General features: G+C 50.9%; 13 protein-coding genes. 9 read left to right on the top strand and 4 right to left on the bottom strand.

Going from position 1 to position 15,668, the window contains the following annotated elements; genetic code table 11:
* Window positions 1–101: 101 nt before the first annotated feature.
* The 4 genes from rspA (at window position 102) to HV037_RS12680 (ending at window position 5,414) form a co-directional block, all read left to right on the top strand.
* Entirely contained in the window at window positions 102–1,316 is a 1,215-nt protein-coding gene (gene rspA / locus HV037_RS12695; RefSeq protein WP_016153056.1) for a starvation-sensing protein RspA, read from the top strand.
* 13 nt (window positions 1,317–1,329) lie between these two features.
* Window positions 1,330–2,349, top strand: coding sequence for a Zn-dependent oxidoreductase (locus HV037_RS12690; protein ID WP_094761168.1), 1,020 nt, complete (start codon window positions 1,330–1,332; stop codon window positions 2,347–2,349).
* A 53-nt stretch (window positions 2,350–2,402) separates the two neighbouring features.
* A complete protein-coding gene (locus HV037_RS12685) occupies window positions 2,403–3,782 on the top strand; it encodes an MFS transporter (protein WP_103283831.1) in 1,380 nt (459 codons plus the stop codon).
* A 165-nt stretch (window positions 3,783–3,947) separates the two neighbouring features.
* A complete protein-coding gene (locus tag HV037_RS12680) occupies window positions 3,948–5,414 on the top strand; it encodes a mannitol dehydrogenase family protein (RefSeq protein ID WP_103283830.1) in 1,467 nt (488 codons plus the stop codon).
* Between the two features lie 74 nt (window positions 5,415–5,488).
* Here the strand turns inward: HV037_RS12680 and ydfZ are convergent, their stop codons facing one another.
* The 3 genes from ydfZ to ydfG all read right to left on the bottom strand — a co-directional run bounded on the left by ydfZ (window position 5,489) and on the right by ydfG (window position 7,400).
* Window positions 5,489–5,692, bottom strand: a complete 204-nt coding sequence (ydfZ, locus tag HV037_RS12675; protein WP_003032393.1) for a putative selenium delivery protein YdfZ — start codon at window positions 5,690–5,692, stop codon at window positions 5,489–5,491.
* Window positions 5,693–5,880: 188 nt separating this feature from the next.
* The gene (locus HV037_RS12670) at window positions 5,881–6,567 is read right to left on the bottom strand and encodes a GntR family transcriptional regulator (protein ID WP_047417528.1); all 687 of its coding nucleotides are present in this window, start codon (window positions 6,565–6,567) and stop codon (window positions 5,881–5,883) included.
* An 86-nt stretch (window positions 6,568–6,653) separates the two neighbouring features.
* The gene (gene ydfG / locus HV037_RS12665) at window positions 6,654–7,400 is read right to left on the bottom strand and encodes a bifunctional NADP-dependent 3-hydroxy acid dehydrogenase/3-hydroxypropionate dehydrogenase YdfG (protein ID WP_016153061.1); all 747 of its coding nucleotides are present in this window, start codon (window positions 7,398–7,400) and stop codon (window positions 6,654–6,656) included.
* A 137-nt stretch (window positions 7,401–7,537) separates the two neighbouring features.
* Between ydfG and dcp the strand changes: the two genes are divergently transcribed.
* Entirely contained in the window at window positions 7,538–9,583 is a 2,046-nt protein-coding gene (gene dcp / locus HV037_RS12660; protein WP_103283829.1) for a peptidyl-dipeptidase Dcp, read from the top strand.
* A 739-nt stretch (window positions 9,584–10,322) separates the two neighbouring features.
* Here dcp and mgtS read toward each other — a convergent pair.
* Window positions 10,323–10,418 carry a protein MgtS gene (gene mgtS, locus HV037_RS12655; protein WP_003032406.1) on the bottom strand — a complete coding sequence of 32 codons (96 nt, stop codon included), beginning with the start codon at window positions 10,416–10,418 and terminating at the stop codon, window positions 10,323–10,325.
* A 486-nt stretch (window positions 10,419–10,904) separates the two neighbouring features.
* Between mgtS and urtA the strand changes: the two genes are divergently transcribed.
* Genes urtA through urtD form a run of 4 tightly spaced genes read left to right on the top strand, consistent with a single transcriptional unit; the run spans window position 10,905 to window position 15,664 of the window.
* Window positions 10,905–12,176, top strand: coding sequence for an urea ABC transporter substrate-binding protein (gene urtA, locus HV037_RS12650; protein WP_016156478.1), 1,272 nt, complete (start codon window positions 10,905–10,907; stop codon window positions 12,174–12,176).
* Window positions 12,177–12,219: 43 nt separating this feature from the next.
* Window positions 12,220–13,794, top strand: coding sequence for an urea ABC transporter permease subunit UrtB (urtB, locus tag HV037_RS12645; RefSeq protein WP_181500100.1), 1,575 nt, complete (start codon window positions 12,220–12,222; stop codon window positions 13,792–13,794).
* Complete coding sequence (gene urtC / locus HV037_RS12640) at window positions 13,794–14,867, top strand: urea ABC transporter permease subunit UrtC (RefSeq protein ID WP_103283827.1); 1,074 nt, start codon at window positions 13,794–13,796, stop codon at window positions 14,865–14,867. The genes urtB and urtC overlap by 1 nt, the downstream gene beginning before the upstream one ends.
* A complete protein-coding gene (urtD, locus tag HV037_RS12635; protein ID WP_103283826.1) occupies window positions 14,867–15,664 on the top strand; it encodes an urea ABC transporter ATP-binding protein UrtD in 798 nt (265 codons plus the stop codon). The genes urtC and urtD overlap by 1 nt, the downstream gene beginning before the upstream one ends.
* Window positions 15,665–15,668: the final 4 nt, after the last annotated feature.

Here is a 15,668-nt window from a genome sequence, read left to right as displayed (position 1 = left end):
TTTTGTGATCAATCAGCGTTTTTTTGATCTTCATACTTGTATGGTAGTAGCTCAGTTGGGTAAATTTCCTGCATCACAAGAACAAATGCAAGGAATAAGAGATGAAGATTGTTGGGGCTGAAGTGTTTGTCACCTGTCCGGGGCGTAATTTTGTCACGTTGAAAATTACCACAGACGATGGGATCACTGGGCTGGGAGATGCCACGTTAAACGGACGCGAGTTATCCGTAGCGTCCTATCTGAAAGATCATGTTTGTCCGCAACTGATTGGTCGCGATGCGCACCGAATTGAGGACATCTGGCAGTTTTTCTACAAAGGCGCGTACTGGCGTCGTGGTCCGGTCACCATGTCGGCGATTTCCGCGGTGGATATGGCATTGTGGGACATCAAAGCGAAAGCGGCGAATATGCCGTTGTACCAGTTGCTCGGCGGTGCATCTCGTGAAGGCGTTATGGTTTACTGTCACACCACAGGCCATACCGTTGATGACGTACTCGAAGATTATGCGCGTCATAAAGAGATGGGCTTTAAAGCAATTCGCGTGCAGTGCGGCGTGCCGGGTATGAAAACCACTTACGGTATGTCTAAAGGCAAAGGACTGGCCTACGAACCCGCTACCAAAGGGCAGTGGCCAGAAGAGCAGTTATGGTCAACGGAGAAGTACCTCGATTTCACACCAACACTGTTTGAAGCCGTGCGCGACAAGTTTGGTTTCAACGAACATCTTCTGCACGATATGCACCACCGTCTGACGCCAATTGAAGCGGCCCGTTTCGGCAAAAGCATCGAGCAATACCGTCTGTTCTGGATGGAAGACCCAACCCCGGCTGAAAACCAGGAATGCTTCCGCCTGATCCGCCAGCATACGGTCACGCCGATTGCGGTAGGGGAAGTTTTCAACAGCATCTGGGACTGCAAACAGCTTATCGAAGAGCAATTGATCGACTATATCCGCACCACCATCACCCATGCGGGCGGTATCACTGGCATGCGTCGAATTGCCGATTTCGCGTCGCTGTATCAGGTACGTACCGGTTCGCATGGACCTTCCGATCTGTCCCCAGTATGCATGGCCGCTGCGTTGCACTTTGATCTGTGGGTGCCGAACTTCGGCGTACAGGAATATATGGGGTATTCCGAGCAAATGTTGGAAGTGTTCCCGCACAACTGGACCTTTGATAACGGCTATATGCATCCTGGAGACAAACCAGGTCTTGGGATCGAGTTTGACGAAAAGCTGGCGGCGAAATATCCGTATGACCCTGCATATCTGCCTGTTGCTCGTCTGGAAGATGGCACATTATGGAACTGGTAAGGAGTGATTTGCTATGAAAAGTATTGTGATTGAAAAACCAAATACGCTGAATATTGCCGAGCTACCGGTACCAGAACCCTCTGCAGGCGAAGTCAGGGTTAGGGTGAAACTGGCGGGAATTTGTGGTTCTGACAGCCATATTTATCGCGGACACAATCCATTTGCAAAATACCCACGTGTGATTGGCCACGAGTTTTTTGGCGTGATTGATGCGGTAGGTGAAGGTGTTGACCGTTCGCGAATGGGCGAGCGAGTATCCGTTGATCCGGTTATCAGTTGCGGACATTGTTATCCCTGTTCAATTGGTAAACCTAACGTTTGCACATCGCTGGTGGTGCTGGGCGTGCATCGCGATGGCGGTTTTAGCGAGTACGCTGTCGTGCCAGAGAAAAATGCCTGGACGATCCCCGATGCCGTGCCTGATGAGCATGCCGTTATGGTTGAGCCTTTTACCATCGCCGCAAACGTAACCGGGCAAATAAATCCAACAGAAAACGATATTGCGCTGATTTATGGCGCGGGTCCTATGGGGCTGACCACCGTACAGGCGCTTAAACGTGTCTATAAAGTAAAAACCGTGGTGATTGCTGACAGAATCGATGAACGCCTTAGCATGGCGAAGCAGTGCGGTGCAGACTGGGCAGTCAATAATAGTCAGCAATCGTTGCAAGATTTCCTGACGGAAAAAGGGCTAAAACCGACCATCATCGTGGATGCAGCTTGTCATCCATCTATTTTACAGGAGGCTATCACGCTGGCATCGCCAGCCGCGCGGATTGTTCTGATGGGCTTCTCCAGCGATCCTTGTCAGATTGTTCAACAAGGCATTACCGGGAAAGAACTTTCAATTTATTCCTCAAGATTAAATGCGAACAAATTCCCGGTTGTTATTGATTGGTTAGTCAACGGACTTATCGATCCTAACCAACTTATTACCCATACTTTTGACTATCACCACGTTACCGACGCAATTGAATTGTTTGAGAAAGATCAGCAGCACTGCTGCAAAGTTTTACTCACATTCACTGAATAATATAAATAACTGCGAGTAAGTGGTACGCATCTTACCTCTTAGAGATAGCCAATATGAATCAAGAAAAACACGAAAGATCAACGAAGGATCTGATCAGAGCCGCCGTATCCGGATGGTTAGGTACTGCGCTCGAATTTATGGATTTCCAATTATATTCTCTGGGTGCCGCGCTGGTATTCCATGAGATATTTTTCCCGGAACAGTCTGCAGCGATGGCGCTCATTTTAGCAATGGGTACCTATGGTGCAGGATATATTGCTCGTATCGTCGGAGCATTTATATTTGGTAAAATGGGAGATAGCATTGGGCGTAAAAAGGTGCTGTTTATTACCATCACCATGATGGGGATCTGCACAACATTAATCGGCGTACTGCCAACGTATGCGCAAATCGGTATCTTTGCTCCCGTATTGCTGGTGACGCTGCGTATCGTACAAGGGCTTGGCGCGGGGGCTGAAATCTCGGGCGCAGGGACTATGCTTGCTGAGTATGCGCCAAAAGGCAAACGCGGCATCATTTCCTCGCTTGTCGCCATGGGGACAAACTGTGGAACCCTTAGTGCAACTGCTATCTGGGCGGTGATGTTCTTTGCTCTTGACCGGGAAGAACTGTTAGCCTGGGGCTGGCGAATTCCGTTCCTGGCAAGTGTCGTGGTAATGATTTTTGCCATCTGGTTACGTATGAACCTCAAAGAAAGTCCGGTATTTGAGAAAGTTAATGATGAGGAAAACTCTCCTGCATTAAATAATTCGTCGGAAAATACACTAGGGGCGATGTTTACCAGTAAATCCTTCTGGCTGGCAACCGGTTTACGGTTTGGACAGGCGGGTAACTCTGGGTTAATCCAAACCTTCCTTGCTGGGTATTTAGTGCAGACGTTGTTATTTGATAAATCAATACCCACCGATGCTTTAATGATTAGTTCGGTACTAGGATTTATTACGATACCGCTGCTCGGTTGGTTGTCTGATAAGTTTGGTCGCCGGTTGCCTTATATTATTCTGAATATTTCGGCAATTATTCTGGCTTACCCAATGCTCTCAATCGTCGTGGATAAAACGTATAGTCCGGGCGTTATTATGACGGCACTGATTGTTATTCATAACTTTGCCGTATTGGGATTATTTGCTCTCGAAAATATTACCATGGCTGAAATGTTCGGTGCCCGTAACCGATTCACACGCATGGCGATTTCAAAAGAGGCGGGTGGGTTGGTTGCCGTTGGTTTTGGTCCGGTTCTGGCTGGTATCTTCTGTAACATGACTAACTCCTGGTGGCCAATTCTGGTGATGGTCATTGCCTACTCACTGATCGGTTTGTTTTCCGCGCTGTTGATGCCAGAGGTGAAAGACCGCGATCTGAGTGCGCTTGAGGATGCTGCTGAGGTGAGTAAAGCCGATAAGATGCGTTGTTCAGCGACCCAGACAAGCTAATCCACAGCCGCAGCATGAACGGAGGCGCTCGTTCTCCGTTTATGCTGGTACACAGCTTTAAGTGATGTCATACCAATCATAAAAAGCTTAATGCAAATCAAAACATACAACCATACAGGCGTTACTCTGAATCAATCCTGATTTCATTGATAAGTAGGTCATACCATGCAAAACAAGCTCTTAACGGCAAAGGCTGCACTTCCCGACTACGATCGTACAAAACTGGTTCCGCGTATTGTTCATCTGGGGTTTGGCGCATTTCACCGCGCACATCAGGGGGTTTACGCTGACATTCTCGCTGCAGATCACGGCAGTGACTGGGGCTATTGCGAAGTGAACCTGATTGGCGGCGAGCAGCAGATTGCCGATCTGAAACAGCAAGATAACCTGTATACCGTTGCAGAAATGTCCGCAGATGCCTGGACTGCAAGAGTCGTGGGCGTGGTGAAAAATGCGCTGCATGCGCAGGTTGATGGGCTGGAAAGCGTGCTGGCTGCGATGAGTGAACCGCAGGTTGCGATTGTTTCCCTGACCATTACCGAGAAAGGGTATTGCCATTCTCCGGCGACCGGTCAATTGATGTTAGACAACCCGATGATTGCCGCCGATCTACAAAATCCAAAACAGCCAAAAACTGCGCCAGGCGTTGTGGTTGAGGCGCTTGCACGCCGCAAAGCTGCGGGTTTACCCGCCTTTACCGTGATGTCCTGCGACAACATGCCAGAAAACGGTCATGTGATACGCAATGTTGTCACCGCGTATGCCCGGGCGGTGGATGCGGAACTGGCTGCGTGGATCGAACAACATGTCACATTCCCGTCGACAATGGTTGACCGCATTGTCCCTGCAGTTACCCAGGATACGCTGGACAAAATTGAACACATCACCGGCGTACGCGATCCGGCAGGCGTGGCATGTGAACCGTTCCGTCAGTGGGTTATTGAAGATAACTTTGTCGCTGGCCGCCCTGAATGGGAGAAGGCGGGAGCGGAGCTGGTTGCTGATGTCATTCCGTTTGAAGAGATGAAACTGCGTATGCTCAACGGCAGCCACTCTTTCCTTGCTTATCTGGGGTATCTGGCGGGATATCAGCACATTAACGATTGCATGGGCGATGAAAATTATCGCCTCGCCGCGCGCGCGCTGATGTTGCAGGAACAAGCGCCCACGTTAAAAGTGAAAGGTGTGGATCTTCCGCACTATGCCGATCTGTTAATTGAGCGCTACAGCAACCCGGCACTGCGTCATCGCACCTGGCAGATCGCGATGGACGGCAGTCAAAAACTGCCGCAGCGTATGCTGGACTCCATTCGCTGGCACATTGTGCACGGTAGCCACTTTGAACTGCTGGCGCTGGGCGTGGCTGGCTGGATGCGTTACGTCGGCGGTGTCGATGATCAGGGCCAGGCGATTGAAATCAGCGATCCGCTGTTTCCGGTGATCCAGAAAACGGTGCATAGCAGTAACGAGGGCGAAGATCGTGTCCAGGCGCTGCTGGCGATCGATGCTATTTTTGGTCGTGAACTGCCGCAGGTAGAATTGTTCAAGAATCAGGTCACACAAGCCTATCTTGCTTTACTGGCTGAAGGGGCGAAAGCAACCGTTGCGAAGTATGCTGCAAAACTGAAGTAACGAGAACATCATTTAAGTCGCCATCTGGCTATAAACGGGCCAGATGGCGCATTGTTTTTTGGCATTCACACCAATTAGTTCATGCCCAAACGAATCAGTTCGAGGGGGGCATATTTACCTTCACACCCTTCGATTTCCACTGTTTTCCCGCGGCGAATTTGCTCAGCGGTCAGGCCATCGGTATCTATCGCTGTAATGCGGCCTGTAAGTCCGGTGTCGCTAATCATGACGCGGCTGCCAGTGGTGATTGCGTTACGGTTACGATCGTATGTTTTCATGGTGTTTTCTCCTTTCCAACTTACCGTCAAAGCCCGTGGGCTCTAGTCCCACGTAACGGGCGCAATATAAATACGCTTCTCGTTAATGATTTTTTTTGTTTTCGATCAAAATCACAGCTTTTTTTATGCAGATGTGCGGGAGAGGGGAAGGCAGGAGAAACTCACCTCGGTGTGAGGTGAGCGTAATATTAATCTTCGCTGAACCAGTCGCTATTTTCCTGACGGATTAGCTGAACGGACTCACCAATTTCCTGGAGATGCAGCATCATTGCGCGCTCTACGGCATCGCCATCATGTTTCTCAAGTGCGGTAAAAATATCGTGATGCTGACGCAGCAGCATTTCAGGCGGAGAGATATGATCCAGGCTCATATAGCGAACGCGGTCAATCGTGGCCTTAATATTCTCAACGGTGTCCCAGGCGAGCTGGCACTCGGCGATTAAAGCCAGTTTCTGATGAAATTCGTCATCAAGCAGGAAGAAATCATTGATTTGTTTTCGATCAATCGCGATGCGTTGCTGATGCAGATTTTGTTCGAGCTGATAGCACTGTTTATCAGTGATCAGTGATGCGGCGCGGCGGACCACGGCACATTCAATTGCCTGGCGAACAAAACAGCCGTTCTGCACCTGCGACAGCGAAATTTTGTTTACGTAGCTGCCACGCTGCGGCCGGATCTGAATCAGACCGTTCTCTGCCAGTTTGATGAATGCTTCTCGTACCGGCTGGCGTGACACATTAAAGCGTACGGAAACCTCTTTCTCCGACAGCGGCGTACCGGGTGCAATCAGACAGTGCACGATATCACGACGAAGAATACGGTAAATCTGTTGATTTACCGGTTGTGTAGGGTTGAGCTGCGTTTCTACGGTCATTCATTCTTACTTTTTAGAGAGTTAACCCGGAGATCTTATCACTTATTTCAGGCTATCTATACCCGGCGCAAGGCCGGGCAGAGAAATTAGCTCCGATGAATACTCAGTCCGGCAAAAGACTGTGTGACAGGCATCATTTCAAGGGTGTTGATGTTGACATGAGCGGGTAAGGACGCCACCCACCATACCGCTTCTGTAACATCTTGCGGGGTCAGGGCAGTGGTATTTTCGTAGGCTTTTTCAGCTTTAGCGTCATCGCCTTTGAAACGTACGTTAGAGAATTCCGTACCGCCAACCAGACCCGGTTCAATGTCGGTAACGCGAATCGCAGTGCCGTGTAAGTCAGTACGTAAATTCAGGCTAAACTGGCGAACAAACGCTTTGGTCGCACCGTAGACGTTCCCGCCAGCGTATGGCCAACTACCCGCGGTAGAACCGATATTGATAATATGACCGCGGTTGCGCTCAACCATGCCTGGCAGAACGGCACGGGTCATATAAACCAGGCCTTTGTTGTTGGTGTCGATCATATTTTCCCAGTCTTCAACGCTGGCCTTGTGGGCTGGCTCAAGGCCCAGCGCCAGACCCGCGTTGTTGACCAGAACATCAATATCGCGCCATTCAGCGGGTAAGGCGTTCAGCATCTCTTCAATTGATGCACGATTACGTACGTCCAGTTGCGCGGTATAGAGGCGGTCACCCAGCTCATCTTTGAGTTCCTGCAGGCGCTCCTGGCGGCGTCCGGTGGCAATAACTTTATGCCCATTCTCAATAAAACGACGCGTAATGCACTCACCAAAACCTGCGGTTGCTCCGGTTACTAAAACGATCATCTCACTGTTCCTCAACGCTTTTTATGTAGTACTACCATAGCACGTCATTTCCGTTCAGAGCTATTCCTGCTTAACGCGATTGCGGTCGATTCCCGGGAAGTCTACTCTGGTAAACAAATCGTTTTCAGGAGTGAAAGATGTCGTTAACGAATCCATTTTTACACCACAGCACATTGCCGTATCAGGCGCCGCAGTTTGATCAGATCGACGTGCAGCATTATCGTCCAGCGTTTGATGAAGGCGTGCGGCAAAAACGCGCCGAGATCGACGCTATTGTGCAAAACTCACAGGTTCCTGATTTTGCTAATACGTTGTTGGCGCTTGAACAAAGCGGGGGGCTGCTCACGCGCGTGACCAGCGTTTTCTTCGCGATGACGGCGGCGCACACCAACGATGAACTACAGCGCCTTGACGAAGAGTTTTCCGCAGAGCTGGCGAACCTTGCCAATGATATTTATCTCAATGGCGCGCTTTTCGCCCGTGTCGAAGCCGTCTGGCAGAGGCGTGGTACGTTAAGTCTGGATAGCGAATCAATACGTCTGCTGGAGGTTGTGTATCAGCGTTTTGTACTGGCCGGCGCCCGTCTGAACGAGACCGATAAAGCCAAACTTAAAGCGCTCAATACGGAGTCAGCCACGCTGACCAGCCAGTTCAATCAACGGTTGCTGGCAGCAAACACGTCAGGTGCTATGGTGGTGGATGATATCCGGCAGCTGGAGGGGCTGAGCACAGAAGAAATTGCCGTTGCTGCCGAAGCTGCAAGGACGAAAGGGCTTGAAGCGCGTTGGGTTATCCCGCTATTAAACACAACACAGCAACCGGCGCTTGCGGTTTTACGCGATCGTCAGACCCGCGAAAAACTGTTCACCCGCGCATGGACGCGGGCTGAAAATGATGATGGCAACGACACGCGAGCTATTATTCAGCGACTGGTAGCAATCCGGATGCAGCAGGCGCAACTGCTTGGTTTTGCCAATTACGCAGCCTGGAAAATTGCCGACCAGATGGCAAAAACGCCGGAAGCGGCACTGACATTTATGCGATCTATTGTTCCAGCCGCGCGGGCGCGGGCGTTGGATGAGCAGGCTGAAATCCAGAACGTTATCTTTCAAGAACACGAGTCGTTTAGCGCCGAGGCCTGGGACTGGTCGTTTTATGCCGAGCAGGTCCGTCGTGAGAAATATGACCTTGATGAGGCACAGCTCAAACCTTACTTTGCCCTGGATTCGGTGCTGAACGAGGGCGTTTTCTGGACGGCCAATCAACTCTTTGGCATCAAATTCGTTGAGCGATTCGACATTCCGGTTTATCACCCGGATGTTCGGGTATGGGAAATATTCGATCATGATGGCGTAGGGTTGGCGCTATTTTACGGTGATTTCTTTGCCCGGGAATCAAAAAGCGGCGGAGCCTGGATGGGCAATTTTGTTGAGCAATCGCTGCTTAACGAAACCAGACCGGTTATTTACAACGTCTGTAATTATCAAAAACCTTCGCAGGATCAGCCTGCATTGCTGCTGTGGGATGATGTTATTACGCTATTTCATGAATTTGGACATACATTGCACGGTCTGTTCGCCACTCAGCGTTATGCCACGCTTTCTGGGACCAACACTCCGCGTGATTTTGTTGAGTTTCCTTCACAGATCAACGAACACTGGGCGAGCCATCCTCAGGTCTTTGCCCGTTTTGCCCGACATGTTGATACCAGGGAGCAAATGCCGCAGGCATTGCGGGATAAAATGCAGCGGGCCAGTCTGTTTAACAAAGGTTACGACATGACCGAACTGCTCAGCGCTGCATTGCTGGATATGCGTTGGCACTCTCTGGAGTTGAGCGAGTCATCTCATCCGGTCGATCAATTTGAACAGCAGGCGCTGGCGGCGGAAGGTTTGGATCTCAAGGCCGTGCCGCCGCGTTATCGCAGCAGTTATTTTGCCCATATCTTCGGTGGCGGCTATGCCGCAGGTTATTATGCCTATCTGTGGACGCAAATGCTGGCCGATGACGGCTACCAATGGTTCGTAGAGCAGGGAGGATTAACCCGTGAAAACGGACAGAAATTCCGCGAAGCAATTTTGTCCCGCGGAAACAGCACTGATTTAACTGAACTTTATCGCCAGTGGAGCGGGCGTGAACCGCGCATGGAACCCATGCTGGAACATCGTGGTTTGAGCGCTTAAGACAGGTCAGCCAGAAAATTGAACCGGGCGTGGTGCCCGGTTGTTAGCTGGATTTTTTCTTCAGCAAAATGAATCGTTGTTGGGTATTGATGCCTTGCATCTCATAGAGACGCTCGGGTAGGGAGTGCTGCTGGTGAAAGGTCGGCATTGTTTTCCTGTTCTTACGTTACTTGACTGGTTTGCTTTGGGAAGGAAGGTAGGTATTGCCGCAGTTGGGGCAGACTAACGTTATGTTGTTTTTTATTCTCGACAGGCTGTGCATTGACTGGCGGCAGCAGTGAGGACAGGTACTTTTCACTGGTCGTAAAGTACGCATCTTAATATCTTTGAGTATCGACATATTGATTGTCCTTGTGATGGGGTGCTTACCATACACTATGAAGCAATAAATAGCTCATTTTATAACCATGGCGATGACATGGATTACTGTACGGTTTGCAAGAATCTCATTAGCGGCCAACATGTCTTATAGAAGGTAGTTACGTTTCGTTTAACGTTCATTGGGGTTGTCGATGATAGATTAGCCAACTATCCGTTATCTTCGCAGGGAATTGCCAGGTAGCGTATAAAAGCAAAACACAAATCTATCCATGCAAGCATTTACCGCTGGTTTATCCGGCGGTTTTTTTTATCTGTACATCAGGGAAAAGGTGCCGGGAGGGGGAATTCAGGTAAAAAAATGGCCCCTTGTGCAGCTACGCAGCAAGGGGCCGGGTCGGTTCAGGACTATCTCCGTTCATCAATCATCCCATCTGTGGCTAAAATACGCGGCCAGGAAACCGGAAAATAAAATAATTCCCAGAACAGCCATAAAAATATTCATATTACCCAGCATAGTAAATGCTCCTTTATTTGTGAGTTTCCTCTCTTACCTTAAGTTCACCTCGCTTATGACTATAGTAGCAATTCAATCTTAAACAAAGGCTGAACTGTGTGATTATTTCGGCGGAAAAGTAAAATTTTGACGTGATTACGTCGGGAAAAATAAATAATAGTGACAAGGCACGGTTATCTGCGAACAAATAACCATGTTTTTATACCGGGGCGCGCCGTTATGACCGTGTGTGACAGACACAGATTGTTGCACGTTTATAATGCAGAGTTGTCTCATTGTGGTTCAATGTTTCACGCGATTAATCCTTCTGGCGGCAAAAATTAATACTGATTTTTGTGCCTAAAATTCTAATTCATTGATTTTATATGATGTTTAAATATCTGGCATCGTTTTTGCCTTATCACTTCTGAATACCCTTAATTTGCACCGTTTTGTCTGCCCGGCTGCACCGGAGCTTTCAACAAGACTAATTTCAGGAGTGAAACTATGCAGCGTCGTACATTTTTAAAAGCTTTTGCGCTTTCCGCCTCTGTTGTCGCAATGGGAATGAGTTTTAGCGTTCAGGCGGCCGACACTATTAAGGTTGGCATCATGCATTCGTTATCCGGCACCATGGCTATTTCCGAAACGCCGCTGAAAGATGTGGCGTTGATGACTATTAATGAAATCAATGCGCAGGGCGGTGTATTGGGCAAAAAGCTGGAACCGGTGGTGGTTGACCCGGCTTCGAACTGGCCGTTATTTGCTGAAAAAGCACGTCAGTTACTGAGCCAGGACAAGGTAGCGGCGGTTTTCGGCTGCTGGACATCGGTTTCGCGTAAATCGGTTTTACCGGTATTTGAAGAATTGAACGGTCTGCTGTTTTACCCGGTGCAATATGAAGGTGAGGAGATGTCACCTAACGTCTTCTATACCGGCGCTGCGCCTAATCAGCAGGCGATCCCGGCGGTTGAGTATCTGATGAGTGAGGACGGCGGCAGCGCTAAGCGCTTCTACCTGCTGGGTACGGACTATGTCTATCCGCGTACGACTAACAAAATTTTACGCGCCTTTTTGCATTCGAAAGGCGTGGCCGATAAAGACATCGAAGAGGTGTATACCCCATTCGGACACAGCGATTACCAGACCATTGTTGCCAGTATTAAAAAATTCGCCGCAGGGGGAAAAACGGCGGTGGTATCGACCATCAACGGGGATTCTAACGTTCCATTCTATAAAGAGTTAGCGAACCAGGGCCTGAAAGCCACGGATGTACCGGTGGTGGCATTCTCTGTGGGTGAGGAGGAGTTGCGCGGTATCGATACTAAACCGCTGGTGGGCAACCTGGCTGCGTGGAACTACTTTGAGTCCGTAGATAATGCGGCCAACAAGAAGTTCGTCGCGGATTACCGGGCGTATGCCAAAGCGCATAAGCTGCCGAATGCTGATTCGGTGGTGACCAACGACCCTATGGAAGCCACTTATGTTGGCCTGCATATGTGGGCGCAGGCAGTAGAAAAAGCCGGAACTACCGATGTGGATAAAGTCCGGGCGGCTATGGCTGGACAATCATTCGCAGCACCATCAGGATTTACCCTGACCATGGATGCGACCAACCATCACCTGCATAAACCCGTCATGATTGGCGAGATTGAAGGCAACGGCCAGTTTAACGTGGTGTGGCAAACCGAAGCGCCGGTTCGCGCCCAGCCGTGGAGTCCATATATCGCTGGTAATGATAAAAAATCTGAACAGCCCGTTAAAACCGCCAGCAACTGATCTTACGCCCTCCTGCGGGAGGGCAACGCTTTGGAGAATGCTCATGAAAGCCATGCGCTTTATTCGTGGTGTGTTGTTGCTGACGTGGCTTTTGCCGTGGATAGCGCAGGCCGCAGATGCCGATACCTTTACCGCCGCCAACCGGACTCAGCAGGCCGCCTTGCTAGAACAATGGTCGGTAAAACCCGATGTTCAACGCTTGCCGGTGCTCAAAGCGCTGAGTGATGAGAACCTGCTGACAGATAACGCGAAAAACGCGTTCATCATGAACGGCTCGCACGTACAACCGCTAGGAATGGCGGCAGGTCCGAACGGCGAGCTAAAAAAAATCCGCCTGACTAACCGCCTGCGTAATCTGGTTGCCGGAACCTTGGCCGTCCACCAGCTATTAAGTGACAGTGTCACGCAAAGGAGCGAGGCAGCGCGTACATTACAGCGTGAGGCCCAGCCGGGGATGCTGCCGTTTTTGCAGCAACGACTGGCCCAGGAGCCCGATGCTGACGTGAAATCTTTACTGGCTATTGCACTGGCAAACCTGCAACTGACCAGCACTTCGCCTGAGATCAGACGTCAGGCAATCGAACTGCTAGGGGCGTCGAACGATCCTGAAACCCAGACGCGCCTGCAGCCATTCACCCATGCTGAACATGAACCTGATGCCCGCGTTCGTGCTGCCGCTGACGAAAGCCTGAATGCCATCGCGCATCGCATGAAGGTTGGCGATCTTCTTGGACAGGCATTTATGGGATTGTCGCTGGGCTCCATTTTGCTGCTGGCGGCATTGGGTCTGGCGATAACCTACGGCTTACTTGGCGTCATTAATATGGCGCATGGTGAGATGTTAATGCTCGGCGCTTACGGTACCTGGATGGTGCAACAGCTGATGGGCCAGTTTTTCCCGCAATGGTTGGCCTGGTATCCGGTTATTGCGCTTCCGGTCGCCTTTTTGCTTACCGCTGGGGTTGGAATGCTACTCGAGCGCGGAGTGATCCGCCATTTATACGGGCGTCCGCTCGAAACCCTGCTGGCAACGTGGGGGATCAGTCTGATGCTTATCCAGTTAGTGCGTATGTCCTTCGGCGCGCAAAACCTTGAAGTCGCAAATCCGGAATGGCTTTCCGGGGGCATTCAGGTTTATGCCAATCTGATTTTGCCGTGGAACCGAATTGTGGTGCTTGGCTTTGCCATTCTGGTGCTGTTCTTCACCTGGCTGTTGTTGAATAAAACCCGTCTCGGACTGCGCGTACGTGCGGTGACGCAAAATCGCAATATGGCGGCCTGCTGCGGCGTACCTACCGGACGAGTGGATATGCTGGCCTTTGGTCTTGGTTCAGGGATTGCCGGACTGGGGGGCGTAGCGCTCTCGCAGTTAGGCAACGTAGGACCGGAGCTGGGGCAAAGCTACATTATCGATTCGTTTCTGGTGGTGGTGCTGGGCGGCGTGGGACAACTCGCGGGGAGTGTAGCCGCTGCGTTTGGGCTTGGGATCTTCAACAAAATTCTTGAGCCACAGGTGGGAGCGGTTCTCGGTAAGATTATGATTCTGGTGCTGATTATTTTGTTTATTCAGAAACGTCCTCAGGGGCTGTTCGCGTTGAAAGGGAGGGTTATTGACTGATGACGATGCCAATGACATTAACGCTGGCGCGTAAAGCGCCGCGCGCGACACGCATCCTGGGGCTGGGTTTACTGCTGGCGCTGATTATTCTGCCGTTTCTGGCGCTGTTACCTGCGGATCATCCGCTGGCCATATCGGTGTGGACATTGACTCTGGCCGGGAAAATTCTCTGCTATGCCATTGTGGCGGTGGCACTGGATCTGGTGTGGGGCTATGCGGGAATGCTCTCGCTGGGCCACGGTATTTTCTTTGCGCTGGGGGGATATGCGATGGGAATGTATCTGATGCGCCAGGCTTCCGGCGAAGGATTACCGGCCTTTATGTCGTTTCTGTCGTGGACCGAGCTGCCCTGGTTTTGGTGGGGAACGCAACATTTTATCTGGGCGATGTTGCTGGTTGTGCTGGTGCCGGGCCTGCTGGCGCTGGTATTTGGCTGGTTTGCCTTCCGTTCAAAAATCAAAGGGGTCTATTTCTCCATCATGACTCAGGCCCTGACTTTCGCCGGAATGTTACTGTTTTTCCGCAACGAAACCGGCTTTGGGGGAAATAACGGTTTTACCGGTTTTACCACCATTCTGGGATTTCCGGTGACCGCGACCTCAACCCGTATCGCACTGTTTCTGGCGACGGTCATGCTGCTGGTGCTGGCAATATGGCTGGGACTGGCGCTGTCCCGCAGTAAGTTTGGTCGAATTCTCACTGCCGTGCGCGACGCCGAGAACCGTCTGATGTTCTGTGGTTACGATCCGAAAGGTTTCAAGCTGCTGGTGTGGACGCTTTCCGCCGTGCTGTGTGGCCTGGCGGGGGCGTTGTATGTTCCGCAGGTGGGAATCATTAACCCCAGCGAAATGTCGCCGACCAACTCGATAGAAGCGGCGATTTGGGTTGCCCTCGGCGGGCGTGGAACCCTGATTGGCCCGGTATTTGGCACCGTACTGGTGAACGGCGCTAAAAGTCTGTTTACCGTCATTATGCCGGAATACTGGCAACTGTTTCTTGGCCTGATCTTTATTGGCGTTACGCTGTTTTTACCTCGTGGTGTGATGGGGCTGTTTCGCAAGGGAGACAAATAATGCAGCCAGATGAAGGGCTTTTTACTCGCCAGATGCCAGGCGATCGGTTTCGCAACCAAACGGACCCAGTGCTCCAGTTGGAAAAAATTAACGTTAACTTCGATGGCTTCCAGGCGTTAACGGATCTCACGCTCAATATTGGCGTTGGGGAGCTGCGTTGCATCATTGGTCCCAACGGTGCCGGAAAAACGACGCTAATGGATGTTATTACCGGCAAAACCAGGCCGCAAAGTGGTCGGGCGATATACGATCAGTCGACCGATTTAACAACGCTGGACCCCATCGCCATTGCACGTCAGGGTATTGGGCGGAAGTTTCAGAAACCCACGGTATTTGAAGCGTTAACGGTGGAGGCGAATCTGGAGCTGGCGCTGAAAAGCGATAAATCTGTCTGGGGCTCTTTACGGGCGCGCCTCACCGGCGAACAACGGGATCGTATAGATGAAATACTGGCGCTGTTGCGGCTGGGCAACGAGCGGGCCCGCCGCGCCGGGCTGCTTTCTCACGGGCAAAAACAGTTTCTCGAAATTGGTATGCTGTTGGTACAGGAGCCGCATTTACTGCTGCTGGATGAACCCGCGGCGGGCATGACGGATGCGGAGACGGAATACACTGCGGAACTGTTTCGTAAGCTTGCCGGGAAGCACTCGCTGATGGTTGTTGAGCACGATATGGGATTTGTCGAAACCATTGCCGATCGCGTCACGGTCTTACACCAGGGACGCGTTCTGGCTCAGGGAAGTCTGCGCGAAGTGCAGGCCAACGAGCAGGTTATTGAAGTTTATCTCGGGCGTTAAGGAG

Source organism: Citrobacter sp. RHBSTW-00017 (assembly GCF_013797615.1).
Classification (GTDB): domain Bacteria; phylum Pseudomonadota; class Gammaproteobacteria; order Enterobacterales; family Enterobacteriaceae; genus Citrobacter; species Citrobacter braakii.
The sequence above is the reverse complement of the archived record's forward strand: the minus strand, read 5'-3'. Positions and strand labels throughout refer to the sequence as shown.